This is a genomic window from Chachezhania sediminis (assembly GCF_009765275.1).
In the GTDB taxonomy this organism is placed as follows: Bacteria; Pseudomonadota; Alphaproteobacteria; order Rhodobacterales; family Rhodobacteraceae; genus Chachezhania; species Chachezhania sediminis.
Genome location: NZ_VOPH01000008.1, coordinates 23,855 through 48,596 on the forward strand (window position 1 = coordinate 23,855; position 24,742 = coordinate 48,596).

22 protein-coding genes are annotated in these 24,742 nt (G+C 65.1%); 17 read left to right on the plus strand and 5 right to left on the minus strand.

Going from position 1 to position 24,742, the window contains the following annotated elements; translation table 11 throughout:
- Together FQK05_RS19630 and FQK05_RS19635 are read right to left on the minus strand one after the other, a co-directional pair.
- Positions 1 to 1,023 carry a histone deacetylase family protein gene (locus FQK05_RS19630; protein WP_158970055.1) on the minus strand — a complete coding sequence of 341 codons (1,023 nt, stop codon included), beginning with the start codon at positions 1,021 to 1,023 and terminating at the stop codon, positions 1 to 3.
- Positions 1,020 to 1,724 (minus strand): GntR family transcriptional regulator, encoded by a 705-nt coding sequence (locus FQK05_RS19635; protein WP_158970057.1) that lies wholly within the window; start codon positions 1,722 to 1,724, stop codon positions 1,020 to 1,022. Before FQK05_RS19635 ends, FQK05_RS19630 begins: the two co-directional genes overlap by 4 nt.
- 150 nt (positions 1,725 to 1,874) lie before the next feature.
- Here FQK05_RS19635 and FQK05_RS19640 point away from each other — a divergent pair, with 150 nt between their 5' ends.
- The 10 genes from FQK05_RS19640 (at position 1,875) to FQK05_RS19685 (ending at position 14,221) form a co-directional block, all read left to right on the plus strand.
- Positions 1,875 to 2,645, plus strand: a complete 771-nt coding sequence (locus FQK05_RS19640; protein WP_158970059.1) for a class II aldolase/adducin family protein — start codon at positions 1,875 to 1,877, stop codon at positions 2,643 to 2,645.
- A gap of 79 nt (positions 2,646 to 2,724) precedes the next feature.
- Positions 2,725 to 4,272, plus strand: coding sequence for an ABC transporter substrate-binding protein (locus tag FQK05_RS19645; RefSeq protein ID WP_158970061.1), 1,548 nt, complete (start codon positions 2,725 to 2,727; stop codon positions 4,270 to 4,272).
- A gap of 87 nt (positions 4,273 to 4,359) precedes the next feature.
- Positions 4,360 to 5,337, plus strand: coding sequence for an ABC transporter permease (locus tag FQK05_RS19650; protein WP_158970064.1), 978 nt, complete (start codon positions 4,360 to 4,362; stop codon positions 5,335 to 5,337).
- Positions 5,338 to 5,340: 3 nt separating this feature from the next.
- Positions 5,341 to 6,174: an ABC transporter permease gene (locus FQK05_RS19655; protein WP_158970066.1), complete on the plus strand. Its 834-nt coding sequence runs from the start codon at positions 5,341 to 5,343 to the stop codon at positions 6,172 to 6,174.
- Positions 6,171 to 7,784 (plus strand): ABC transporter ATP-binding protein, encoded by a 1,614-nt coding sequence (locus tag FQK05_RS19660; protein WP_158970068.1) that lies wholly within the window; start codon positions 6,171 to 6,173, stop codon positions 7,782 to 7,784. The genes FQK05_RS19655 and FQK05_RS19660 overlap by 4 nt, the downstream gene beginning before the upstream one ends.
- Positions 7,785 to 8,214: 430 nt before the next feature.
- Positions 8,215 to 9,075 carry a MaoC/PaaZ C-terminal domain-containing protein gene (locus tag FQK05_RS19665; protein ID WP_158970070.1) on the plus strand — a complete coding sequence of 287 codons (861 nt, stop codon included), beginning with the start codon at positions 8,215 to 8,217 and terminating at the stop codon, positions 9,073 to 9,075.
- A 349-nt stretch (positions 9,076 to 9,424) separates the two neighbouring features.
- Positions 9,425 to 9,838 (plus strand): Zn-ribbon domain-containing OB-fold protein, encoded by a 414-nt coding sequence (locus FQK05_RS19670; RefSeq protein ID WP_158970072.1) that lies wholly within the window; start codon positions 9,425 to 9,427, stop codon positions 9,836 to 9,838.
- Positions 9,835 to 10,980 (plus strand): thiolase C-terminal domain-containing protein, encoded by a 1,146-nt coding sequence (locus tag FQK05_RS19675; protein ID WP_158970074.1) that lies wholly within the window; start codon positions 9,835 to 9,837, stop codon positions 10,978 to 10,980. The genes FQK05_RS19670 and FQK05_RS19675 overlap by 4 nt, the downstream gene beginning before the upstream one ends.
- Positions 10,977 to 11,765, plus strand: a complete 789-nt coding sequence (locus FQK05_RS19680) for an SDR family oxidoreductase (protein WP_233270588.1) — start codon at positions 10,977 to 10,979, stop codon at positions 11,763 to 11,765. The genes FQK05_RS19675 and FQK05_RS19680 overlap by 4 nt, the downstream gene beginning before the upstream one ends.
- 2 nt (positions 11,766 to 11,767) lie before the next feature.
- Positions 11,768 to 14,221 carry a CaiB/BaiF CoA-transferase family protein gene (locus FQK05_RS19685; RefSeq protein WP_158970078.1) on the plus strand — a complete coding sequence of 818 codons (2,454 nt, stop codon included), beginning with the start codon at positions 11,768 to 11,770 and terminating at the stop codon, positions 14,219 to 14,221.
- A 109-nt stretch (positions 14,222 to 14,330) separates the two neighbouring features.
- Here the strand turns inward: FQK05_RS19685 and FQK05_RS19690 are convergent, their stop codons facing one another.
- From FQK05_RS19690 to FQK05_RS19700, 3 genes are read right to left on the minus strand one after another with little or no spacing between them, the layout of a single operon-like run.
- Positions 14,331 to 15,128, minus strand: coding sequence for an enoyl-CoA hydratase/isomerase family protein (locus tag FQK05_RS19690; RefSeq protein ID WP_158970318.1), 798 nt, complete (start codon positions 15,126 to 15,128; stop codon positions 14,331 to 14,333).
- Positions 15,128 to 16,705, minus strand: coding sequence for a long-chain-fatty-acid--CoA ligase (locus FQK05_RS19695; RefSeq protein ID WP_158970080.1), 1,578 nt, complete (start codon positions 16,703 to 16,705; stop codon positions 15,128 to 15,130). Before FQK05_RS19695 ends, FQK05_RS19690 begins: the two co-directional genes overlap by 1 nt.
- Positions 16,702 to 17,856 (minus strand): acyl-CoA dehydrogenase family protein, encoded by a 1,155-nt coding sequence (locus tag FQK05_RS19700; protein ID WP_158970082.1) that lies wholly within the window; start codon positions 17,854 to 17,856, stop codon positions 16,702 to 16,704. The genes FQK05_RS19695 and FQK05_RS19700 overlap by 4 nt, the downstream gene beginning before the upstream one ends.
- Positions 17,857 to 17,976: 120 nt before the next feature.
- On the opposite strand from FQK05_RS19700, the gene FQK05_RS19705 reads away from it, so the two are divergent.
- From FQK05_RS19705 to FQK05_RS19735, 7 genes are all read left to right on the plus strand, one after another.
- Positions 17,977 to 18,879: an SDR family NAD(P)-dependent oxidoreductase gene (locus tag FQK05_RS19705; protein ID WP_158970084.1), complete on the plus strand. Its 903-nt coding sequence runs from the start codon at positions 17,977 to 17,979 to the stop codon at positions 18,877 to 18,879.
- Between the two features lie 78 nt (positions 18,880 to 18,957).
- Positions 18,958 to 19,428: a MarR family winged helix-turn-helix transcriptional regulator gene (locus FQK05_RS19710; protein WP_233270589.1), complete on the plus strand. Its 471-nt coding sequence runs from the start codon at positions 18,958 to 18,960 to the stop codon at positions 19,426 to 19,428.
- A 54-nt stretch (positions 19,429 to 19,482) separates the two neighbouring features.
- Entirely contained in the window at positions 19,483 to 20,637 is a 1,155-nt protein-coding gene (locus tag FQK05_RS19715; protein WP_158970087.1) for a CaiB/BaiF CoA transferase family protein, read from the plus strand.
- A 23-nt stretch (positions 20,638 to 20,660) separates the two neighbouring features.
- Positions 20,661 to 21,638, plus strand: a complete 978-nt coding sequence (locus tag FQK05_RS19720; RefSeq protein ID WP_158970089.1) for an NAD(P)H-dependent flavin oxidoreductase — start codon at positions 20,661 to 20,663, stop codon at positions 21,636 to 21,638.
- Between the two features lie 134 nt (positions 21,639 to 21,772).
- A complete protein-coding gene (locus FQK05_RS19725) occupies positions 21,773 to 22,822 on the plus strand; it encodes a C4-dicarboxylate TRAP transporter substrate-binding protein (RefSeq protein WP_158970091.1) in 1,050 nt (349 codons plus the stop codon).
- 72 nt (positions 22,823 to 22,894) lie between these two features.
- Positions 22,895 to 23,386, plus strand: a complete 492-nt coding sequence (locus FQK05_RS19730) for a TRAP transporter small permease (protein WP_158970093.1) — start codon at positions 22,895 to 22,897, stop codon at positions 23,384 to 23,386.
- 15 nt (positions 23,387 to 23,401) lie between these two features.
- Entirely contained in the window at positions 23,402 to 24,742 is a 1,341-nt protein-coding gene (locus FQK05_RS19735) for a TRAP transporter large permease (RefSeq protein ID WP_158970095.1), read from the plus strand.

The following is a 24,742-nucleotide window of genomic DNA, read 5'->3' on the forward strand; positions in this document are numbered from 1 at the left end:
TCAGCGCCCCAGATAGCCGGTCATGAAGCTGACCAGCGAGGTGGTGAGGTCTTCGGACAGATAGCCGCCTTCCTGCACGATCACGGTCGGATAGCCCGCGGCGGCGATCAGGGCTCCGGCGCGGCGGAAGCCGTCCCAGCTGACCGCCATCCCCTTCAGCGGATCGCTTTCATGCGCGTCCAGCCCAAGGCTGAGCATCAGCGCGCCGGGCCTGAATTCCGCGATCCGGGCCAGCCCGGTTTCGATGGCGGCGATCCAGGCGTCGTCGGTCGTGGTACGTGGCAGGGGGATGTTCAGGTTGTACCCTTCGCCGGCGCCTTCCCCGGTTTCCGAGGCATAGCCGACGAAGAAGGGATAATAGTCGACCGGATCGGCATGGATCGAAACCGACAGCACGTCGTTCCGGTCATAGAAGATGCCCTGTGTGCCATTGCCGTGGTGTACGTCGATATCCAGCGTCGCGACCTTGTCGAAAGCGGTGCGCAGACGGGCCGCGGCCAGGGCGGAGTTGTTCATCAGGCAGTGCCCGGCGGCAATGTCGGCGGTGGTGTGATGTCCGGCCGGACGGCACAGCGCATAGGCGGCCCTGTCGCCCGCGATCACCGCATCGGCGGCGGCGATGGCGCAGTCGGCCGCGCGGCACGTCGCTTCCCAGCTGTGGGGGCCGATCGGGGCCGAGGTATCGCCCATGTGCCAGCCGGCCTTGCCGACGACACTGGTGGGATAGGTCGAACAGGACGCGCGGGGGAAGACGTTCGGCACCACTTCCGGCCCCGGATTGGGAAGCTTCTGCCAGTCGTCCCAGGCGGTTTCCAGGAAGTCGAGAAGGGCAGGGGTGTGCACCGCCTCCAGCGCGGCGCGGTCGGCCTCGGGCGGTTCCTCGGTGCCCAGCGACAGCTGGTCCAGGCCCGCCAGCAGAAGCCGGGCACGTTCGGCCTGTTCGGCATTGCGCAGGATCTTCCCGTGGGTCAGGCGAAAAACCGGATCGTGGGCTTCGGTCGCCCTTGCATAGAAACACTTCATGATTTGCCCTGTCTTTCCTCGATCTTGCGGAACTTGGCGGTGACAAGCTTGCGCGCCACCCCGATGTGAAACCGCAGCGCGCCTTCGGCCTCGGCCTCGTCGCCCTTGCGCAGGGCGGCCAGGATGGGGGCGTGGGTATCGGCCATGCGGTGCGGATCGTCGTAGATATGGCCGACCACCATGATCGAGAATTCCGTCTCGATCGCGATCTGCCGGAACACGTCCTGGAATTTCGGATTGCCGCTGCCTTCGCAAAGCAGGCGGTGGAACTCCATGTCGGCCTCGACCTGGGTCAGCACGTCGGCCTCGGCCTCGGCCACGCGGTGCATTTCTGCCATCTGGGCCTGAAGCCGGTCTATGGTTTCTGCGGCGCCCCGCCGGATCAGGCGGCGGGCGGCTGCCACCTCGATCACGATGCGCAGTTCGTACAGGTGATCCAGCGCGTCGGCCGACACCTGGCGGACGAAGAAACCGCGGTTGGGCTGGTATTCGATCAGGCCCGAGGCTTCGAGCAGGCGGGCGGCTTCGCGGACCGGGGCGCGGCTGACACCCATCTGTCGCGCGATCACCGATTCGGACACCCGCGATCCCTGGGGCAGTTGCCGGGTCACGATGGCCTTCGACAGCACCGTGACCACGCGGCTGACCAGCCCTTCACGGTCAAGCGGCTGAAATCCGGTTACGGTTTTTGGAGGCTCCATCTGAACCGGCCTGTCTGCTGCATCTCTAGGCACGCTAATTGTAGTTTTGGCGATTGTCGACAATTTCCTTGACCCGGACCGCCCCTCTGCCTTTGGATTGTGCAAGGAGCGGTCGCTGACCGTTCGATTTGCGGATCGAAAGGAAGTCTTGTGCCGGACGGAGCATTGGAAACCACCCTTCGGGACCTGCGGCGCGACCTGGCGGCAGCCTATCGGCTGATCGCGCTGGAAGGCATGGACGACAGTATCTATACCCATATCTCGGCCCGGCTGCCGGATGGCCCGGACGGAGAGAAGCGGTTCCTGCTGAACCCCTATGGTCTGCGCTTCGACGAGGTGACGGCCGCCAATCTGGTGACCGTCGACGAAACCGGTGCCGTGGTGGACGACCCCTATGGCGCGGGCGTGAACGCGGCAGGCTTCACCATCCATTCGGCGGTTCACATGGCGCGCCACGATGCCGTCTGCGTGCTGCACACCCATACGGTGGCGGGTGTGGCCGTGTCGTCTATCCAGGAAGGTCTCTTGCCGCTGAACCAGTGGTCGGCCCAGTTCCACGGCCGGATCGCGTTCCACGATTACGAAGGGATCGCGCTGAACCTCGACGAACGCGCCCGCATCGTGACGGACCTGGGCAGCCGGAACGTGATGATGCTGCGCAATCATGGTACGCTGGTCCTGGGCCGGTCCGTAGCCGAAGCGGTGAAGCTGACAATGAACCTGGAACGGTCCTGCAAGGCGCAGATCGCGGCCCTGGGGATGGGGCTGACGCCCGTGGTCCTGCCCGACGAGGTGGCCGAGCACACGGCCAGCCAGTATGCCCGCGCCTACGACGCCATGGAAGCGGGGGGCAGGCCCGATCCGGAATGGCCCGCGATGCTGCGCAAGCTGGACAAGTACGATCCCGATTACACGGGCTGAGCACCAACCGCGCCGGAAAGAGCGCGGGCCGGAAAACGGGCCAGTCAATCGAACCCATTAAAACCAACAGGGGAAAAAGATGAACTTTCTGAAAACGACGACGTTCCTGGTTGCGGCCGCGCTGGCGGCGCCCTTGGCCGCGCAACAGGATGGCGGACGGCTGGACATCGTGGTCCAGCCCGAACCGCCGGGGCTGATGCTGGGCCTGGTGCAGAACGGCCCGACCCAGATGGTCGCCGGCGATATCTACGAAGGCCTGCTGCGCTACGACACCGACCTGAACCCGATGCCGGGACTGGCCGAAAGCTGGACCATTTCGGACGATGGCCTGACCTATACGTTCAAGCTGCACGACGGCGTGAAATGGCACGATGGCGAGGATTTCACCGCCGATGACGTCGTTTTCAGTGCCGATGTCTTCCTGCGCGAAACCCATGCGCGCCTGCGGGCTTCGCTGGCCTATGTGGACACGATCACCGCGATCGACCCGCTGACGGTCGAGTTCAAGCTGAAGGAACCCTTCGGTCCCTTCATCAGCGTCTTCGAGACCGGCACCATGCCGATCGTGCCCAAGCACCTCTATGAGGGCACCGACTATGCCACGAACGAGGCGAACGCGACGCCCATCGGCACCGGTCCCTTCAAGTTCGACAAGTGGGAAAAGGGCAGCTTCATCCACCTGGTGAAGAACGAGGACTATTACGTCGAAGGCCTGCCGCACCTGGACGAGGTCTATTACCGCGTGATCCCCGATGCGGCGTCCCGCGCCGTGGCCTTCGAGACGGGCGAGGTCGACGTGCTGCCCGGCGGGTCGGTGGAAAACTGGGACGTGCCGCGCCTGACGGCGATGGACGGCGTCTGTTCCACCGGCAAGGGCTGGGAATTCTTCGCACCGCATGCGTGGATGTGGATGAACAACCGCGAAGGTCCGACCGCAAACCAGAAGTTCCGTCAGGCGGTCATGTACGCGCTGGACCGCGACTTCATGAAGGACGTGGTCTGGAACGGTTTCGGCAACGTCGCCACGGGCCCCGTGTCGTCGAAGACCAACTTCTATTCGGACGACGTGACAATCTACGATCACAACCCCGACAAGGCCAAGGCGCTGCTGGCGGAAATGGGCTATGACGGCGAACCGGTCCGCGTTTTGCCGCTGCCCTATGGCGAGACCTGGCAACGTTGGGCGGAGGCCGTGCGTCAGAACCTGGCCGAGGTCGGCATCAACGTTGAAATCGATAGCACCGACGTCGCCGGCTGGAACGAGAAGACGGCCAATTGGGACTATGATCTGGCCTTCACCTATCTGTACCAGTACGGCGATCCGGCCCTGGGCGTGTCGCGGAACTATACCGCCGACCGCATCAAGAAGGGCAGCCCGTGGAACAACGTCGAAGGGTACGAGAACCCGGAACTCGACGCGAAATGGGCCAAGGCGGCGACACTGGTCTCGGCCGACGAACGCACCGCGCTCTATGCCGAGATCCAGAAGGAAATCGTGGACGACGTGCCCGTGGCATGGCTGATGGAGCTGGAATTCCCGACCATCTATCGCTGCAACATCCATGACCTGGTGACCACGGGCATCGGCGTGAACGACGGTCCGCGCAACGCCTGGATCGAAGAGTAACCCCCTCTTCCCGGCGGGCCGTGCGCGGCCCGCCGTTTCCAACCGCTCCTGAAGGGAGCCGGCACCTCAAGGGCATCCAGGGGGCACATGGATACTTTCATCGCCGTTCTATCGCGCATCGCCAAGGCGGTCCTGACGCTTTTGGCCATTGCCGTTCTGAACTTCTTTCTGCTGCATGCGGCGCCGGGCGATCCGGCCGTCGTGCTGGCCGGCGAAGCCGGGGCCGCCGACGAACAGATGATCGCACAGCTGCGCGAACGGTTCGGGCTGGACCAGCCGTTCTATGTCCAGCTGGGCAAGTATGTCTGGGGCATCATGCAGTTCGATCTGGGCTATTCCTTCCGGCAGGGCATGCCCGTTTCGCAACTGATCATGGAACGTCTGCCCGCCACGCTGATCCTGACGCTGACGGCCTTCTTCATCTCGTTGGGGATGGGGATCTGGCTGGGCGTCGCGGCATCGGCCCGGGTGGGCCGCGCGTCGGACAGCCTGCTGACCACGCTGGCGCTTCTGTTCTATGCCACACCGCTTTACTGGGCCGCATTGATGGCGGTGCTGGTCTTTTCGGTCTGGCTGGGTTGGCTGCCCGCCTTCGGGTTCGAGACGGTGGGCGCCAACTATACCGGCCTGGCCCGGGTGCTGGACATCGCCAAGCACCTCGTACTGCCCGCGCTGACGCTGGGGCTGTTCTTCATGGCCGTCTACATGCGGATGACCCGCGCCAGCATGCTGGAGGTCAGCCAGATGGATTTCGTCAAGACCGCCAAGGCCAAGGGTCTGGGCGGCGCCGCGATCCGGCGCCGGCACATCCTGCGGAACGCGATCCTGCCAGTCGTCACGCTGGCCGGGCTTCAGGCGGGCCAGCTGGTGGGCGGTGCTGTTCTGACCGAAACCGTCTTTGCCTGGCCCGGGATTGGGCGGCTGATGTTCGAAAGCCTGGCCGCGCGGGATTACAACACGATCCTTGGCGTCTTCATCGTCTCTGCCGCCATGGTGATCCTGTTCAACATCATCACCGACATCGTCTACCGGATCGTCGATCCCCGTATCGGCGCGAGGAGCTGAGCCATGTGGAAACGCTTTGCCTCGAATATCGGTGCCATGGTGGGGGTCGTCCTGCTGATCGCCGTGATCGCAATCGCGATCATCGCGCCGATGCTGTATCCGGGCGGGCCCTGGCAGATGGTCCAGCGCCCGTTTCTTGTGCCTTTCACGATGGAGGCCTATCCGCTGGGCACCGACACGCTGGGCCGGAATGTGGCTGCGCAGCTGGCCTACGGCGCGCAGGTGTCGCTGCTGGTGGGGCTTGTCTCGACGCTGGTGGCCCTGCTGATCGGGGTGCCGTTGGGCGCGGTCGCAGGCTTTTATGGCGGGCTGGCGGATGAAGGCGCGATGCGCTTTACCGAATTCTTCCAGACCATCCCGAACTTCGCGCTGGCCATCGTGCTGGTCGCGATCTTCCAGCCGAACCTGACCTCGATCATTCTGGCCATCGCCATCGTGTCCTGGCCCCCCGTCGCGCGGTTGGTCCGGGCCGAGGTGATGTCGGTCCGCAAACGCGAATTCGTCGATGCGGCGACGCTGGCCGGTCTGTCGAAGCCGCGGATCCTGATCACTCAGGTCCTGCCCAATACCGTGTCGCCGATCATCGTCATGGCCTCGCTGATGGTGGCCACGGCGATCCTGCTGGAAAGCTCGCTGTCCTTCCTGGGGCTGGGCGATCCCAACGCGATGAGCTGGGGGTACATGATCGGCGCCGCGCGCACCGTGATCCGGTCGGCTTGGTGGCTGTCCTTCTTCCCGGGCGTGGCGATCATCATCACCGTGCTGGCGCTGAACCTGATCGGCGAGGGCCTGAACGACGCGCTGAACCCGCATCTGAGTCGGAAGGGCAGGGCATGAGCACGCTTGTCATAGACCATCTGAGCATCGGCCTGCCCGAAGGTGCAGACCGACCCCTGGCCGTCGAGGACGTCAGCATGGCGATCGAGATGGGCCAGATCCTGTGCGTCGTCGGCGAAAGCGGGTCGGGCAAGTCGATGACCGCCAATGCGCTGATGGGCCTTCTGCCGCCGGGTGTCACGGTCGAGGCGGGCAAGGCCGTCTTCAACGGCCAGAACGTGCTGGACCTGCCGGAATCGCGCAAGCAGGCCCTGCGCGGGGCCGAGATCGCGATGATCTTCCAGGAACCGATGACGGCACTGAACCCGCTGATGCGGATCGGCGACCAGATCGCCGAAGTCTTCGCCGCCCATGACCGGTTCACCCCGTCCGAACGGCGGGAAAAGGCGCTGCACCTGATCCGCGAGGTGGGGCTGCCCGACCCGGAAAAGATCATCCGTGCCTATCCGTTCCAGCTGTCCGGCGGCCAGCGGCAGCGGGCGATGATCGCCATGGCGCTTGCGCTGGAACCGAAGCTTCTGATCGCCGACGAACCGACGACGGCGCTGGACGTCACGACGCAGGCCCAGATCCTGAAGCTGATCCTGGACCTGCGCGACAGGCGTGGCATGGCGGTGATGTTCATCACCCACGATTTCGGCGTCGTGGCAGAAATCGCCGACCAGGTCATCGTGATGCGCGAAGGCAAGGTTGTCGAACGGGGTGTGGCGGCGGATGTGCTGGGCAACCCGCAGCACGACTATACACGCCGCTTGCTGGACGCGATCCCGACCGGCAAGCTGCCTGCCGCCCGCGCGCCTCGCGACGTGCCGGCGCTGGAGATCAAGGGTCTGAGAAAGATCTATCGCACCGGCGGCGGCCTCTTCAAACCGGTGCGCGAGGTCCGGGCCGTCGACGACGTGTCCCTGACCGTGGCCCGGGGCGAGGTGCTGGGCCTGGTCGGCGAAAGCGGATCGGGCAAGTCGACGCTGGGGCGGACGGCGGTGCGGCTGGTCACGCCTGATGGCGGGCAGGTCATGGTCGGCGGCACCGATCTGGCGGCTCTGTCGGACGAGGAACTGCGCCGCGAACGCCACAAGGTGCAGATGGTGTTCCAGGATCCCTATGCCTCGCTCAATCCCCGCCAGCGGATCATGGGGGCGCTGACCGACGGACCAATCACCAAGGGCGTGCCGAAGGCACGGGCGCAGGAGCGCGCACGGGAACTGCTGGAGATCGTGGGGCTGGGGGCCGAGGCCGCCAGCCGCTATCCGCACGAGTTTTCCGGCGGCCAGCGGCAGCGGATCGGGATCGCCCGCGCGCTGGCGATGGACCCGGAACTGATCATCGCGGACGAGGCTGTATCGGCCCTGGACGTGTCGATCCAGGCGCAGGTGCTGGACCTGCTGCGCGATCTGCGCGAACGGTTCGACCTGTCGATCCTCTTCATCACCCACGACCTGCGGGTCGCGGCGCAGCTTTGCGACCGGATCGCGGTGATGCAGAAGGGCCGGCTGGTGGAAATCGGCACCGTCCACGACATCTTCCTGGCGCCGCAGCAGGACTATACGCGCCAGCTTCTGGCCGCCGTGCCCGGCGCGGGCTGGTCGCAGGAGTCAGCCGGCGCGTGATCCCGGCGACGGGGTTTGCCGGTCCTCCCGCAGCGGGCCGGCAAACCGGGCCCGGCACTGACAGCGCAGCCCGACGGCATATTTGCCTCCGGCCTTCCGAACGCCGGGCGGTCCGGCTGTAATGCCCTTGCACGATGACGACCGGGCGGTCCTGCTCAAGGTCTGGCATATCCCTGAACAGTCGCTGACGCCCGGCATGACCCGTGGCATGGGCGGCCACGCCCGCCCGCGATGGCAGTAGCCGCATTTGGACTTGGGCCGGCCAGCGATGCCGTTTGCGCCCGGCCGAGGGTCTGACAGTTCCGTTTTCGACAGAATGGCCCGGCCGAACCCGGGTATATGGGACAGAGGCGGCCGCCGAGCCTGTAAATAATTAGCTTGCAGATTATAAGCTTGATATCTATATGAGGAGACACTTCGGGAGGACATCATGATAGACTATGCTCGGCTCAAGTCCCGGCCTTTCCCGGCTGTGGAACAGACCTATACCCGCAAGGACACGATCCTTTACGCGCTTGGACTGGGGCTTGGCGCCGATCCGCTGGATCCTGCCCATCTGCGGGCCACCTATGAACGCGATCCGGGGTTCTGCGCGCTTCCGTCCATGGTCAATGTGCTGGCGGGGCCCGGCTTCTGGGCGATGGAACCGGACACCGGCCTGGTCTGGCAAAAGATCCTGCACGGCGAACAAAGCTTCACCCTGCATGCGCCGCTGCCCGCCGAGGGTACGCTGATCGGCAACACCCGCATTGTCGAGATCGTCGACAAGGGCGAAGGGAAGGGCGCCCTGCTCTATTCCGAACGGACGCTGACCGACAAGGCGACCGGCACCCTGATCGCGACGGTCGAAGGGACGAGCTTTGCCCGTGGCAATGGCGGCTTTAGCGGTCCGACCGGCCCGGTCAAGTCGGTCCATGCCCTGCCCGAAGGGGACCCCGACACCATCTTCGAACATAAGACGCAGCCGGGGCAGGCGCTGATCTATCGCCTGTCCGGCGATGAAAACCCGCTCCACGCCGATCCCGAGGTGGCGCGCGGCGCCGGTTTCGACCGGCCGATCCTGCATGGCCTGTCGACGCTGGGCGTCGCGTCCTGGTCGATTACGGCGGCTCTGGCAGGTGGCGATCCGTCCGCGCTGAAGCACCTGCAGCTGCGCTTTACCTCGCCGGTCTATCCGGGCGAGACGATCCGGACCGAGATGTGGCGGTCGGGCGACGAGATCAGCTTCCGCGCCCGCGTGGTGGAACGTGACGTGGTGGTCCTGAACAACGGTCTGGCGCGTCTGGCGTAGGACGCCGGCGGCAACCGGACGGCGCAGGGAGGGCAATGCGTTGAGACGGAGAAGCGCAACCATCGCGGCATGGCTCGCCGGCATAGTCCGGGGGCGGCCGCACCCGTGCGGCACGTCCCGGACCCGCACGACGTCCGGGGCGGGCATCGACAGCCCCCGGGCCGGGATTCGTGACATGGTGCCGACGACCCATCCGCAAGCCGGCCTGCAAGCCACTGCCGACCCGATGCCCTTGGGGCAGGTATTCACGCGCCTTCAATAGTCGCGGCGTGACCGGCCGGGCGGGGAACTCTTGCCCGGGCCAACAGGAAACAGGCCGGATCTGCGGGCCGAAACGAGGAGAACGACGATGGCGGACAGACCCTTGCCGACCATTTATCCCGAAACCCAGTTCTACTGGGACGGCGCGGCCGAGGGCCGGCTGCTTCTGAATGCCTGCACGTCCTGTGACGGCAAGGCCTATTTCCCGCCGCGCCCATTCTGCCCGACCTGCGGGTCCCGGGACGTCACGGTCATCGAAGCCTCCGGCAAGGGGCGGCTTTATTCCTACATCATCAACCACCTGCCTGCGCCGGGCTATGAACCGCCATTCACCGTGGCTGTCGTCATGCTGGACGAGGGCGTGAAGATGGTGGCCAACATCCTCGACTGCCCGGCCGAGCCGGAGGCGCTGGTGATCGACATGCCGCTGGAAGTCACCTTCGAGACCCGGGGCGACATGAAGATCCCGCAGTTCAAACCCGCAGGGGGGCCTTCCGCATGAGCCGCGCAAGCATCGCCATCGTCGGCGCCGCAGAAACCACCCGGATGGGAAAGGTGCCCGAACTCAGCCAGACCGGCCTTCATGCCGATGCCGCGCTGAACGCCATGGCCGAATGCGGCCTGACGCCGGCGGATATCGACGGCGTCGCGACCGGCGGCCACGACGTGGCCGAGATCTGCCAGTACCTTGGCATCACGCCGACATGGTATGACGGCACTTCGGTCGGGGGCTGTTCCTTCATAACGCTGGTGCGCCATGCCGCGGCGGCGATCCAGACCGGTCTGTGCAGGACCGTGCTGATCACCCATGGCGAAAGCGGGCGGTCGAACAACCGCAATCACCGCCCGATCTTCCCGTCTATGCAGCAGCAGGAATTCGAATCCATCTACGGCCCGTTGTTCCCGCCGTCGCGCTTCACGCTGCCGGTGATGCGTAAGATGAAGGATGACGGCCTGACCGAGGAACAGCTTGCCATGGTCGCCGTGGTCCAGCGGGAATGGGCTGCCTTCCATCCGCGCGCCACGATGCGCGATCCGATCACCGTGGACGACGTCCTGAATTCGAAGATGATCGCCTATCCGTTCCGGCTGATGATGTGCTGCCTGGTGTCCGACGGTGGTGGCGCGCTGATCCTGACCAGCGCCGACAGGGCCAAGGATTTCGCGACCAAACCCGTCTATCTGCGCGGCATGGGTGGCGAAAGCGCCGAAGGGCCGATGATTTCCCAGATGGAAAGCTTCACCTCGTCCAAGGCCTTCCGGGTTTCCGGCAAGCAGGCCTTCGACAGCGCGGGCATCACCCATTCGGATGTCGATCACCTGATGATCTACGACGCCTTCGCGCATCTGCCGATCTACGGGCTGGAAGACCTGGGCTTCGTCAAGCCGGGCGAGGGCGGCGCCTTCATCGCCGAGGGCAACACCCGTCCGGGGGGCAAGCTGCCGCTGAACACCAATGGCGGAGGTCTCAGCTACATGCATTCGGGGATGTATGGCATGTACGCCCTGCAGGAAGGCGTGCGCCAGATGCGGGGCGTTTCGCCGGCGCAGGTACAGGATGCCAAGCTGTCGGTCGTCCATGGCGTCGGCGGCATGTTCTCGGCCGCGGCCACGGTCGTTCTGACGACGGAGAACCAGTGGTGACCGGGTTCGCGGGCAAGACCGTCTTCGTGTCCGGCGGGACCAGCGGCATCAACCTTGGCATCGCGCAGCATTTTGCGCGGTGCGGGGCCCGGATCTTCGTGATCTCGCGCGATCCGGCCAAGGTGACGGCGGCAGTCCAGGGCCTGATCGATCTGGGCGCAGAGGCCGACGGCATGTCGGCCGACGTCCGCCATTATGACCAGGTCGCCGCCGCGATGGATCGTTGTGCCGAGCTGTTCGGGGAAATCGACATCCTCGTCTCCGGCGCGGCCGGCAACTTTCTGGCGAAGGCCGAAGACATCACCTCCAACGGGTTCCGCGCGGTGATGGAGATCGACGTGCTGGGCACCCATCACGTCATGCACGCGGCCTTTCCGCACCTGCGCAAACCGGGGGCCTGCATCCTGAACATCTCTGCCCCGCAGGGCAGCGTTGCCATGGTCGGTCAGTCCCATGTCTGTGCCGCCAAGTCGGGGATCGACATGCTGACCCGGGCGCTGGCGCTGGAATGGGGGCCGAAGGGTATCCGGGTGAATTCCGTCTCGCCGGGGCCGATCGCCGATACCGAAGGGCAGAAGCGACTGGTCCCGAACCCCGCCGCGGTCGAGGAGCGCGTGAACGCCATCCCGCTGAAACGGATGGGCACGCTGAACGACGTTGCCGAACTGTGCGCCTTCCTGGCATCCGACAAGGCCAGCTACATCACCGGGGCCATCATTCCGGTCGACGGTGGCACCACGCTCAATCCCACGCCGACACGGATGGCGCAATTCCTGGAGGACTGACGATGGCCGGAGCACTTGAGGGGCTGCGCGTTCTGGATCTGACGGACTGGCGCGGGGTGATGACCGGCCGGATGCTGGCCATCATGGGCGCGGATGTGCTTCAGGTCGAACCCGCGGAAGGGTCGGACGCGCGGGCCATGCCGCCCTTCGACGATGCGGGCGGGTCGCTGTTCTGGGCCGCCTACGGGGCCGGGCGCCGGTCGCTGGTCCTCGACCGTCAGACGGAAGGCGATCGGGTGATGGCGCTGGCAGCCGTGGCCGATGTCGTGCTGGAAAGCGGCGTGCCCGGGCGGGCCACCTTTCTGGATACGGATGCTCTGCTGGCTGTAAACCCCGGCGTGATCCACTCCATCGTGACGCCCTACGGGCTGACGGGTCCGAAGGCGGGCTATGCCGACAGCGACCTGACGCTTTGGGCCGCCGGTGGCCCGCTGAAGCCCACCGAAAGCCAGGCCGGGATTCCCACGCGGCTCAGCCTGCCGCAGGCCTATCACCACGCCGCGGCCGATGCGCTGTGCGGCGTGATGGTCGCGCTGGAGGCGCGGCGTCTGGGTGGGCGGGGCCAGCAGGTCGTGACCAGTGCGCAGGCCTCGGCCACGCAATGCACGCTGTCTCTGTCGATGGCCGCGGTGATCGGGCATCCGAACTATGTCTTCCGGGCCGAGGTGAAATCCAAGAAAAAGAAGGAACTGGACCTGTCGGGGTCCGGGGCGCGCACGCAGCGGTCGAAATGGCCGGTCAAGGACGGCCTGGTCGAGATGCACCTGGCCCTTGGTCCGGCAGCGGGGCGGTTCACCAACAACCTCTTCGCCCTGATGCACGCGCGCGGCGCCTGTTCCGACAAATTCGCGGAATGGGACTGGATCACCCTGCCGCCCAAGATCGAGAACGACGAGATTTCCGAAGAGGAAATGGAACAGGCCCGGACCGAGGTCGCAGCCTTCCTTGCAGGCATGACCAAGCGCGAGACGGTGCAGATGGCGCTGGACCATCGCCTGATGCTGGCACCGATCATGACGGCGGCCGATCTGGCCGACAGCCCGCATGCGGCGGCGCGGGACTTCTTCGCCACGGCGGGCATGCTGAAGCTGCCGGGCAAGCTGGCTCTGGGCTTCGACGAAGGCTTTGCGCCGCTGACCCCGGCCCCGGGGATCGGCGACGGCGGGGCAGAGGTCGAGACACGGTGGTTGACCAGCCGCGAATGTGGCCCGTTTCCCGCCGCGACCGTGTCGGCCACGGTGGCGCGCCCATTGGAACACCTGACAGTCCTGGACCTGTCCTGGGTCGTGGCGGGGCCGATGATCGGGCGCAACATGGCGGATTTCGGAGCCCGGGTGATCCGGGTCGAAAGCCGTAAGAAGCCCGAAGTCGCCCGTCTGACAGGCCCGTTCCCGGAAGGCGTGCGCGATCTGGACCGGTCCGGCCTTTACGAGAACTGCAATGCCGGCAAGGACGGCCTGACGCTGGATCTCGGGCAAGAAGAGGCGAAGCAGATCCTGTGCCGGCTGGCCGGGCAGGCTGACGTGCTGGTCGAAAGTTTCGCGCCTGGGCAGATGGACAAGTGGGGGCTGGGCTATGATGTGTTGTCGGCCGGCAATCCTGGACTGATCATGCTGTCGACCTCGTTGATGGGACAGTCCGGGCCGTGGTCGGCGCTGGCGGGCTTCGGCAATATCGGCGCCGCGATGTCCGGGCTGCAGGTGTTGGCTGGACGTGAAGGCGCCGATCCGGTGGGGCCTTACGGGCCTTACACCGATTTCGTGGCGCCCCGCCTTGCGCTGCCGGTGCTGATGGCAGCGCTTGAAATGCGGCGCCATACCGGGCGGGGGCGCCAGCTGGATGTCAGCCAGGCCGAGGCCGGGATGCAGTTCATCGCGGAAGCCTTCGCCGAATACCAGGTCACCGGCCGGGTGCCGGTGGCCCGCGGCAACCGCGATCCGCTGGCCGTCCCGAACCAGGTTTACGCCTGCGCGGCCCCCGGCGACGAAACCGCCTGGGTCGCGATCTCTGTCACCTCGGACGCGATGTGGCAGGGCCTGGTCGCCGAAACCGGCCTGTCCGCACTGGCCGACCCGGCGCTGGCGACCCGCGAAGGCCGCCCCGCGCACGAGGACGGGATCGACGCGCAGCTGGCCGACTGGTGCCGCGGGCAAAAGGCGGGTGCGGTCGAGGCGCGGCTGCAGGCAAGAGGTGTGGCCGCCCATGTCGCCGCCTCGCCCGACGACCTGGCGGCCGACCCTCAGCTGGCGGTCTGGAACCATTTCCAGACACGCCCCCGCGTCGACGGCACATCGGCGCATCACGAGGCCTGCCGTTTCCGGCTGAGCCTGACCCCGGCTGACACGCGCCGCGCGGCCCCGGCCTATGGTCGGGATACCGAAAAGGTACTGACCGAAAGGCTGGGCCTGGACGCGGCCGAGATCGCAAGGCTGGAGGCTGCCGGCATCCTGACCTGACGGTCGGCCGATACCGGCGCCGTCCCGCGAATGAAGCCGGGTCGCGAATGAAAAATGCCAGGGGATCGCTCCCCTGGCGTTGTCGTTTGGTCCGTTCGCCGGCCGCCGGTCAGTGAAAGTCGAACTTCGGCGCTTCCTTCCGTGTGAAGCGGTCGATGGCGTCCTTGTGATAGCCGCTTGTCAGGCAGATCGACTGGGCCTGCGCCTCCAGCTGCAACAGCGCGTCGCTGTCCAGCTCCATCGCCCGGGCCGAGATCGCCTTGGTCATGGCAAAGGCCGTGCGGGAACTGTTGCACATCATCCGCGCCATGTCCTGTGCCCGGGGCAACAGCGCCTCGGGAGTGGTCACTTCCATGCAGATGCCCACGCGCAGCGCCTCGGCCGCTTCCAGCGTGCGGCCCGTATAGAACATCTCGCGCGCGCGCTGGAGCCCGATCATCCGGGGCAGGGAATAGAACAGATTTCCGTCCGGGACCGCGCCGACCCTGCAGAAGGACGCGTTGAAGGAGGCCCGGTCCGAGGCCAGGATGATATCGCCCGTAAGCGCCAGACCCAGCCCCGCGCCATAGGCCGGGCCGTCCACGGCGGTGATCACCGGAACAGGCAGGTCCCGCAGAAGACGGATCCAGCCGTGCAGGTGCTTCATCCGGGGCAGGATGTCCTCGGCCCCCGCCACCAGTCCTGCCTTGTGGTTGGCCAGCATCTTCTTCAGGTCGCCCCCGGCGCAGAAGACGCCGCCCGTTCCGGTCAGGATCACGGCGCCCACCGTGTCGTCGCGGGCAATGCCCTGCACGGCTGCCGACAGACCTTCGCGCATCGCGTCCGACAGCGCATTGCGCGAGCCCGGTTCGTTCATCGTCAGGGTGACGACCCCGTCGTCGCGGGTGATCAGGATTGCGTCGGACATCATGCGTTCTCCCGTGCCAGTTGCTTTTTGATGGCGTTCTTGTCGATCTTGTTGGTCGCGGACAGGGGCAGGGCCCCGTCCCAGACCATGACCCCGCGCGGGGCCTTGTAGTCGGCGATCCTTTCGCGACAGAACGCGATCAGATCGGCTTCGCTCACCGACTTGCCATCGTGAAGGGCGACGACCGCAAAGACCATTTCTCCCCACTTCTCGTGCGGTACGCCGATCACGGCGGCCTGGGCCACGGCGGGATGCTTGGAGAGCGCATTCTCCGTCTCGATCGGATAGACGTTTTCGCCGCCCGAGATGATCATCTCCTTCGTGCGGCCGACCAGGGTCAGATAGCCGTCCTCGTCCAGGAAACCTGCGTCGCCGGTGTGGTAGAAGCCGCCGCGCATGGCTTCGGCGGTTTCCTCGGGGCGGTTCCAGTAGCCGTTCATCACCTGCGGCCCCCGCACGACGACCTGTCCGGGCTGGCCGGTGGGCACGGGATTGTCGTTGTCATCGACGATCCGCACATCGGCATAGATCACCGGTTTCCCGACCGAGCCGAGCTTGCCGATCATCGGGTTGCCCGGAACGTGGTCCGCAGGCGTCAGCACGGTCAGCACCGGCGAGGTTTCGGTCATGCCGTAGCCCTGGCAGAAGACGACGCCCGGCACCGCCGCGATCGCGCGTTCCATCAGCGACACCGGCATCGGCGCCGCGCCATAGGTCAGGCAGCGGATCGACGAGAAGTCGAAATCGCCGAATTTCGGGTGGTCCATGATCATGCGCAGCATCGTCGGCACCAGCGTCATCGTTGTGATGCGCTGGTCCTGGATGATGCGCATCGTGTCCTCGACCTCGAACCGGGGCTGGATCACCATCGTCGTGCCATAGGCAATCGCGGTATAGACCCGGCTGCCGGTCCCCAGATGGAACAGAGGCCCCGACAGAAGCAGCACGTCGGTGTCGACATAGCCATACAGATGCCCGGATCCGGTCGCGTTGATCAACAGGTTCGCATGGCTGAGCATGACGCCCTTGGGCACGCCGGTGGTTCCCGAGGTGTAGAAGATGATCATCGTGTCGTTGCTGTGGCTGGCCACGGCGTCGAATGCGTCGTCCGCCACCTTGCCCGCCCCGGCGACCAGTGCATCATAGCTGGGCGTGCCCGCGGGCAGTTCCGGGGCACCGTCGTCCCAGTCGGCGAAGATCAGATGCTTCAGCGTCGGGCAGCGATCCATCAGCGCCGCGGCCCGCGGCACGAAGTGACGGTCGACCACCAGCACCTGGGGTGTGCAGTCGGCGATCACGTCGACCATCTCGTCTTCCGACAGGCGATAGTTCAGCGGCACCAGGATCCCACCGATCACGCAAGGTACATAGTACATCTCGACCAGCCAGTGGGAATTCTGGCCCAGATAGGCCACCCGGTCGCCGGGGCGGACGCCCAGATCGGAAAGAACCCGGGCCATGGCCTGGATCCGGTCGCGGAACTGGGCATAGGTAAAGTCGCGGCCCTCGAAATGGGTGGCCTTCTTGTCGGGATGTCTGAAGGCATATTTCCGGATCAGATCGGGAAACCGGTTCATTTCCGCCTCCCCAGAAGCGACCGGCCGATGATCTCGCGCATGACCTCGCCGGTGCCGCCGGCGATCCGGCCGACGCGGGCATCGGCCCAGGCGCGGGCGATGGGGTATTCCCACATGTAGCCATAGCCGCCGAACAGTTGCAGCAGGTCGTCCAGGCACCGGCACAGCGTTTCCGAGGTCAGCATCTTGCCCATGGCGGCATCGACCGCGTCCAGTTCGCCGGCCACGTGCATTTCCAGGCACTTGTCGGTGAAGACGCGCAGCATCACGGACTGTGCCTTGATCTCTGCCAGCTTGAAGCGGGTGTTCTGGAAATCGGCGATGGTCTGGCCGAAGGCCTTGCGTTCGGTCACATGGTCGACCGTCCATTGCAGCGCGGCTTCCAGGGCGGCGGTCGCGCGGACGCATTGCAGCAGGCGTTCCTGCGGAAGCTGTTCCATGAGCTGGACGAAACCGCGCCCTTCGGTGCCGATCAGGTTCGTGACGGGCACGCGGACATTATCGAAGAACAGCTCGGCCGTGTCCTGCGCCTTCCAGCCCACCTTCTCCAGCAGCTTTTCGCCCTTGGTGAAACCGGGCGTGTCGGCAGGGACCAGGATCAGCGAGGTGCCGCGCGCGCCCTGGGTCGGGTCGGTCTTGCACGCCAGCACCAGGATGTCGCAGTTGCCGCCATTGGTGATGAAGACTTTCTGCCCGTTGATGACGAAGTCGTCGCCGTCACGGATCGCGGTGGTCTTGATTCCCTGTACGTCCGACCCGGCCGCCGGTTCGGTCATGGCGACGGCGCCGATTGCCTCGCCCGCGGCCATCTTCGGCAGCCATTCCTTCTTCAGCTCTTCGGTGCCGTAATGCAGGAGGTAGGGCGCCACGATATCGGAATGCAGCGAAAAGCCAGGGCCCATGGCACCGGCCGCGGCGAGTTCTTCCATGACCACCATGGAAAACAGGAAATCCGCGCCGACCCCGCCATATTCCTCGGGCATCGCGGCGCACAGCAGGCCGTTCTGACCCGCCTTCTTCCAGGCCTCGCGGCTGACCCGGCCGTCCTTTTCCCACTGTGCGTGATATGGCGTGATTTCCTCGGCCACGAAGCGGCGGACCTGGTCGCGGAACATCTCGTGGTCTTCGTTGAATACGGTGCGCTTGAACATTGCGGCGATTCCTCCCTCGAAACTGACGGCTGGCGCGCCGTCTGTTGCACCAACTGATAATTAGCTTGCAAACTTTTATCAAGCTAATTACAACGAGGGCAGTTGCAGGAGGAGAACACCATGCTGGAAGGCAAGGCAGTCATCGTGACGGGCGCGGGCCGGGGGATTGGCCGGGACATCGCGCTGATGATGGCGTCGCGGGGCGCAAAGGTCATCGTGAACGACCTGGGTGGCGCGGCCGATGGCGGGGGCGCGGATGCGACCCCGGCGCAGGAGGTCGTGAACGAAATCGAGGCCGCGGGCGGCGAGGCGATTGCCAATTTCGGCAACGTGGCCAAGCCCGAAGATGCAAAGTCCATGGTCGAACAGTCGATGGACACGTTCGGCACCATCGATGTGATCGTGAACAATGCGGGCATCCTGCGTGACGTCATCTTCCACAAGATGACCGAAGCGGACTGGGATTCCGTGATCGCCGTGCACCTGAAGGGCAGCTTCAACATGGCCAGCGCCGTGGCGCCCCAGTTCAAGATGCAGGCATCGGGCAGCTTCATCAACTTCACCTCGACCTCGGGGCTGATCGGGAACTTCGGGCAGGCGAACTATTCCGCCGCCAAGATGGGGATCGTCGGCCTGTCGAAGTCGCTGGCGCTGGACATGGCGCGTTTCAACGTGCGGTCGAACTGTATCGCGCCTTTTGCCTGGTCGCGCCTGATCGGCACCATTCCGGCCAAGACCGAGGCCGAAAAAGCCCGGGTCGAGCGCATCAAGGAAATGACCCCGGCCAAGATCGCGCCGCTGTGCGTCGCGCTGGCAGATCCTTCCTGCGACGTGACGGGCCAGATCTTCGGTGTGCGCAACAACGAGATCTTTCTGTTCAGCCAGCCGCGTCCGATCCGGTCGGTTCACCGGGGCGAGGGCTGGACGCCCGAAACCGTCCTGGAACACGCAATCCCGGCCATGAAGCGGGATTTCTATGAACTGGAAAGGTCCGGCGACATCTTCACCTGGGATCCGGTCTAACGGTCTTGGCGAGCCGGGGCATATTTCGTAGGCTTGTCCTCCGCCCCGGCGAGCCGGTCGAAAAAAGGTATGGATAACGTGCCACAAGATGCTGCCGCCTCGAAGAAGCAGACTTCGCTGAGCGAAGACAACAATCCTGTATTCCAGGACATCGCGCGCTTCCGGGCCATCCTGTTCGACGCCATGCTGAAGCCCCACGACATGACCATGTCGCAGGGCTGGGTCCTGGTACACCTGGTGCGCGAGAACGGCTTGCGCCAGTCCGAACTCGCGGACCGGCTGGAGGTTGCGACCGTCACCACGTCCAAGCTGATCGACCGCTTGGAAGCGCGCGGCTATGTCGAACGGCGGTCCGACCCGAATGACCGTCGGTCGAACCGGGTCTATGCCACGCCCCAGGCCAAGCAGCTGGTCAAGATCCTGACCAAGACCATTTTCGAGGTCGACGAGATCGCCAATGCCGGCATCCCGGAAAAGGATCTGGCGACGACCCTGCGGGTGCTTGCGCTGATGCGGACGAACCTCAAGGCCGCCCTCAACAACAGGTAAGCGGTTTCGGCGCCTTAGGACGCCGCCGCGCCCCATCCGGAAAGGACACGCGCGATGCCAGCAGACGCATCGGCGCCCCCGCTTGCGGGGCTGCGCATCATTGAATTCGCCGGGATCGGCCCGGGCCCCTTCGCCGGCATGATGCTGGCCGACATGGGGGCCGAGATCGTCCGGATCGAACGCCCGGGTGCTGCTTCGCCAACGGGGCAGGGACGGCACGAGCTTGAATTCCTGGCGCGCGGGCGCAAGTCCATCGCGCTGGACATGAAGAAGCCCGGCGCGCTGGACCTGGCGATGCGCCTGATCGACAGCGCCGACGGGCTGATCGAAGGCTTTCGCCCCGGTGTGATGGAGCGCCTGGGGCTGGGGCCCGATGTCTGTCTGACCCGCAACCCAAGGCTGGTCTATGGCCGGATGACGGGCTGGGGACAGGACGGCCCCGTCGCTAAAACCGCGGGCCACGACCTGAACTACATCGCACTGTCCGGCGCCCTTCACGCCAGCGGCGAGGCGGATCGGGCGCCCACTTTTCCGCTGAACCTTCTGGGGGATTTCGGCGGCGGCGGCATGTTCCTGGCCTTCGGCATGGTGACCGGGCTGCTGAAGGTGGCGCGGACCGGGCAGGGCGACGTGGTCGACGCGGCCATCGTCGACGGCACCGCCGCGCTGATGGCGATGATCTACAGCCGCCGCTCCATGGGCGTGTGGCGGGACGAACGGGCCTCGAACGCGCTGGACGGCGGGGTGCCGTGGTACGGCGTCTATGAATGCGCCGACGGCGGATGGGTTACCATCGGATCGCTGGAGCCGCAGTTCTGGGCCGTTCTTCTGGACAAGCTGGGCCTGACGGCCGAGGAGATGGGGGATCGCGCGGACCGCAGCGCCTGGCCGGCGATGCGCGTTCGTCTGACCGACATCTTCCTGTCCCGGCCGCGCGACCACTGGGTCGGCCTGCTGCAGGACACCGACGCCTGCTTTGCCCCGGTGCTGAGCATGGCCGAAGCGCCGGATCATCCGCACAACAAGGCGCGGGGCATCTTCTCGGACGGGCCGGTGCAGCCGATGCCCGCCCCGCGTTTTGCCCGCGCCGCCACGCCGTTGCCGTCGACGCCGCCAGCCCCCGGCCGCGACAGCCGGAGCGTGCTGGAAGACCTTGGGCTTGGCGCCGGGGACATCGACGACCTGTTCAGCGAGGGCGTGGTGTCCTGACGGACCCGCGCGGAGGAGAGACCATGACAACACCCGCAATCCTGCAAGGCCTGAAGCTGCCGCTGATCGCCAGCCCGCTTTTCATCATCTCGACCCCCGATCTTGTCATCGCGCAATGCAAGGCGGGCGTCGTCGGGTCTTTCCCCGCGCTGAACGCGCGCGAGAAGGATGGGCAGAGCCTGGACGAATGGCTGACCCGCATCCGCGAGGAACTGGACCGTCACAACCAGGCCAATCCCGACAATCCGGCCGCGCCCTTTGCCGTGAACCATATCGTCCACAAGTCGAACACGCGGCTGGATCGCGATATCGGGCTGTGCGTGAAGCACGAGGTTCCAATCTGGATCACCTCGCTGGGCGCGCGGACCGAGGTGAACCAGGCGGCCCATTCCTGCGGCGGGATCGCGCTTCACGACGTGATCAACAACCGCTTTGCGCACAAGGCCATCGAAAAGGGTGCCGACGGCCTGATCGCCGTGGCGGCTGGGGCAGGGGGCCACGCCGGGGCGCTGTCGCCCCTGGCGCTGATTCAGGAAATCCGCAGCTGGTTCGACGGTCCCCTGTACCTGTCCGGTGCGATTGCGCGGGGCGACTCGATTCTGGCGGCGCTCGCCATGGGGGCGGATGGCGGCTATGCCGGATCGGCCTTCATCGCGACCGAGGAAGCGAATGCGATCGAAGGCTACAAACGCATGATCGCGGACAGCGGCGCGGACGACATCGTCTATTCGAACCTCTTTACCGGGGTCTGGGGCAATTACCTGAAACCGTCCATCCGGGCGGCGGGCATGGATCCCGACTCGCTGGAACAGTCCGACCCGTCGAAGATGAACTTCGCCGAGGACCGCGAGAAACCCAAGAGCTGGAAAGAGATCTGGGGATCCGGCCAGGGGATCGGCGCGGTGGACTCGGTCGTGCCGACGGCCGATCTGGTCGACCGGCTGAAGCGGGAATTCGACGCGGCGCGCGTGCGGCTGGACAGGCAGCTTGCGGGCTTCTGAAATTGCGAGCGCGCTGGTTCCGCAGAAAGTGATCCAGCAAATATATTGCTAGATAATTATTATCATGCTACCTAAAGCCGTGGAGAGGAGTCACGATCATTGCAGATCGTGATCCTGACGGGAGGAAATCGAAAATGAAGAAAACCATCGGGACAGCTGTGCTTGCAGCTACCGTTTCGGCACTGGCGTTTCCGGCCTTCGCCCAGATGACGCTGATTGCGAACGAGCCGGGACCGAACCGCGGCGTGCGCGCAGAGGCGGTGAACTACATCGCCGAACAGATCGGCGAACGGACCGGCGGCGACGTGCAGGTGGAACAGAACTGGGGCGGCGCCCTGTTCAAGACCAGCGCCGCGCTGCAATCGCTGGGCATGGGCGTGGCGGATCTGGGGGTCATCATCGGCGCCTATTCCGCCTCTGAATTCCCGGAACTGCAGATGGCGGGCCTTCAGTTGAAGCCGGCGCACCCCTGGGTGATGATGCAGGCCATGTACGAGCTGTTCACGACCAACGAGCAGATCCAGCAGCGCCTGGCCGACATGAACATCGAGTACATTTCGACCTATGCGCTGACGCCCGGCATCATGGCCTGTTCTGGCGAAGGCATCCGGTCGCTGGACGACGTGCCGGGCACCAAGTTCGCGCATACCGGGTCCTCGACCGACATCTTCGGCGAACTGGGCGGCAACCTCGTCTCGATGCCGATCTACGACGTGTATCAGGGCATGGAAACGGGCCTGGTCGAATGTTCGGTCACCTATGCGTATTATGCCGTCGCCTCGAAGCTGAACGAGCTGACGGACACGGTTACGGACCTGCATCTGTCCAGCCTCGCCAGCCTTGCCACGGTGATGAACAAGGACACCTACGACAGCCTGTCCCCCGAGGATCAGGAGACGATCAAGCAGGTCGGCCGGGATGCCATGGACTTCTACGGCGAACGTCTGATGGCCTCCGACATCAAGGCGATGGAAACGCTGGCCGCCGACAACGACATGATCGAACTGACGGATGCGGAATATGCGCGCATCCATGAACTGGCGCAGCCGTCGATCGACAAGTGGAAGGCGGACATGAGCGCGGTCGGCAGCGATGGCGATGCCACGATGGCCGAGCTTTACCAGCTGATCGACAAGTGGACCGCCGTCATGGAGTCCCAAGGTCTTCCTTGGGACCACAACTGACCGGAACCAGCCGCTTCGGCGCATAGTGCGCCGAAGCTTCCGACCAGGCCAACCGACAACACGGGATTTCCCATGAAACGCATCGAGCATGTCCTCGATACGATGGCGGCTGTTTCCATAGTGCTGCTGTGTATCCTGATCACTGCCAACATCTTCGCCCGTGAGGTGATCAAGACAGGCGTTCCGGACATCATCATCATGGTGCAGGAGCTAATGATCCCGGCGATCCTGTTCCCGCTGGCCTCTGCCACGGCCGCGCGGGGGCACATCGCCATCGAAGTGATCGCCAATTACTTTCCCGCTCCGCTCAAGCGCTGGATTGCCGTCCTTGCGGTGCTGATCGGACTTCTGATCGCGACCGTGCTGCTGATGGCCGGCTGGATGGAATTCTGGAAAACGGTGCATTCGAACGCCCATTACGGCGGCACGTTCATGTGGCCCAAATGGCCCGGCCGCGCCCTGTTCGTGCTGGCCATCGGGTTCTGCGTCCTTCGCCTTCTGCATGTCCTGTGGGTCGACCTGCGCGCCGCGATCAGCGGCCGGCCGGCGCCCGAAACGCTCTGAGCGGAAAGTCCCGTCATGGATCTTGCAACCGTTGGCTACGTGTCCTGCGCGGCCGTCATCTTCCTGTTGGCCATCCGCGTCCCGATTTCCTTCGCAATCGGCGGGGTCGCCGTCACCGCGATTTTTGTCGTCTTCGCCTTCCGCACCGGCACCTTCATGCCTGAGCGGGCGTTCTGGACGACCCTGTCGCTGGCGTTTTCGTCCAGCTTCGACCTTGTCCACAGCTATGACCTGTCGATGATCCCGCTGTTCATTGCGCTGGGTCACATCGCCTACAAGGCCGGCATCACGACAGAGATCTACGAGGCCGCGCGCGTCTGGCTGGCGCGCCTGCCCGGCGGTGTGGCCATCGCGTCCATCGCAGGCTGCGGCGGGTTCTCGGCCATTTCCGGCTCTTCGATTGCCTGTGCCTCGACCATGGGGCGGATCTGTACGCCGGAAATGCTTCGGCTGAACTACGACCCGCGCCTGGCCACCGCCTCGGTCGCGGCGGGCGGTACGCTGGGATCGCTGATCCCGCCGTCGGTCCTGTTCATTATCTACGGCATCTTCACCGAAAGCTCGATCAGCCAGCTCTTCCTTGCGGGCTTCCTGCCCGGTGTCATCTCGATGCTGGGCTATGCGCTGGTCGTGGTGCTGTGGGTGAAACGCGATCCCGCCATCGCGCCGCGCCCGGCAGAGATCGTGCCATTCCGCCAGAAGATGATGGTCGGCCTTCGGTGCTGGCCCGCCGTCCTGCTGTTCATGACCGTGATCGGCGGCATCTACGGTGGCTTTTTCACCGCGACCGAGGCGGCGGCGATCTCGCTCATGTTCGCGACGATCCTTGGGATCTTCCGCGGCCTGATCAGGGTCCGGGACATCATCCCGCTGCTGCGCGAGACCATGGCGACCACCGGCGCGATCTTCTTCATCGCCGCCTGCGCCAAGATCTTCGTCGCCCTGATCGCGCTGACGGGCCTGTCGAATTCGCTTGTCGGCCTGCTGGACAACGCCGCCATCGGCCCGTGGCTTTTCATCGCCATGGTCTGCCTGATCTACCTGGTCCTGGGCATGTTCCTGGATCCGGTCGGCATCATGGTCCTGACGCTGCCTCTGATGATCCCGATGGTCGAAAGCTATGACATGAACCTGATCTGGTTCGGAGTGGTGGTCGTCAAGCTGCTGGAAATCGGCCTGATCACGCCGCCGGTCGGTCTGAACGTCTTTGTCCTGGCCAGCGTGCTGGAAGACAAGGTCGACATCGGCAAGATCTTTTCAGGCCTTTGGCGGTTCCTGGGCATCGATCTCGTGGTGCTGGGGTTCTTGATCGCGATCCCGGCCCTGTCGCTCTACCTGCCGGCAACCATGAACTGA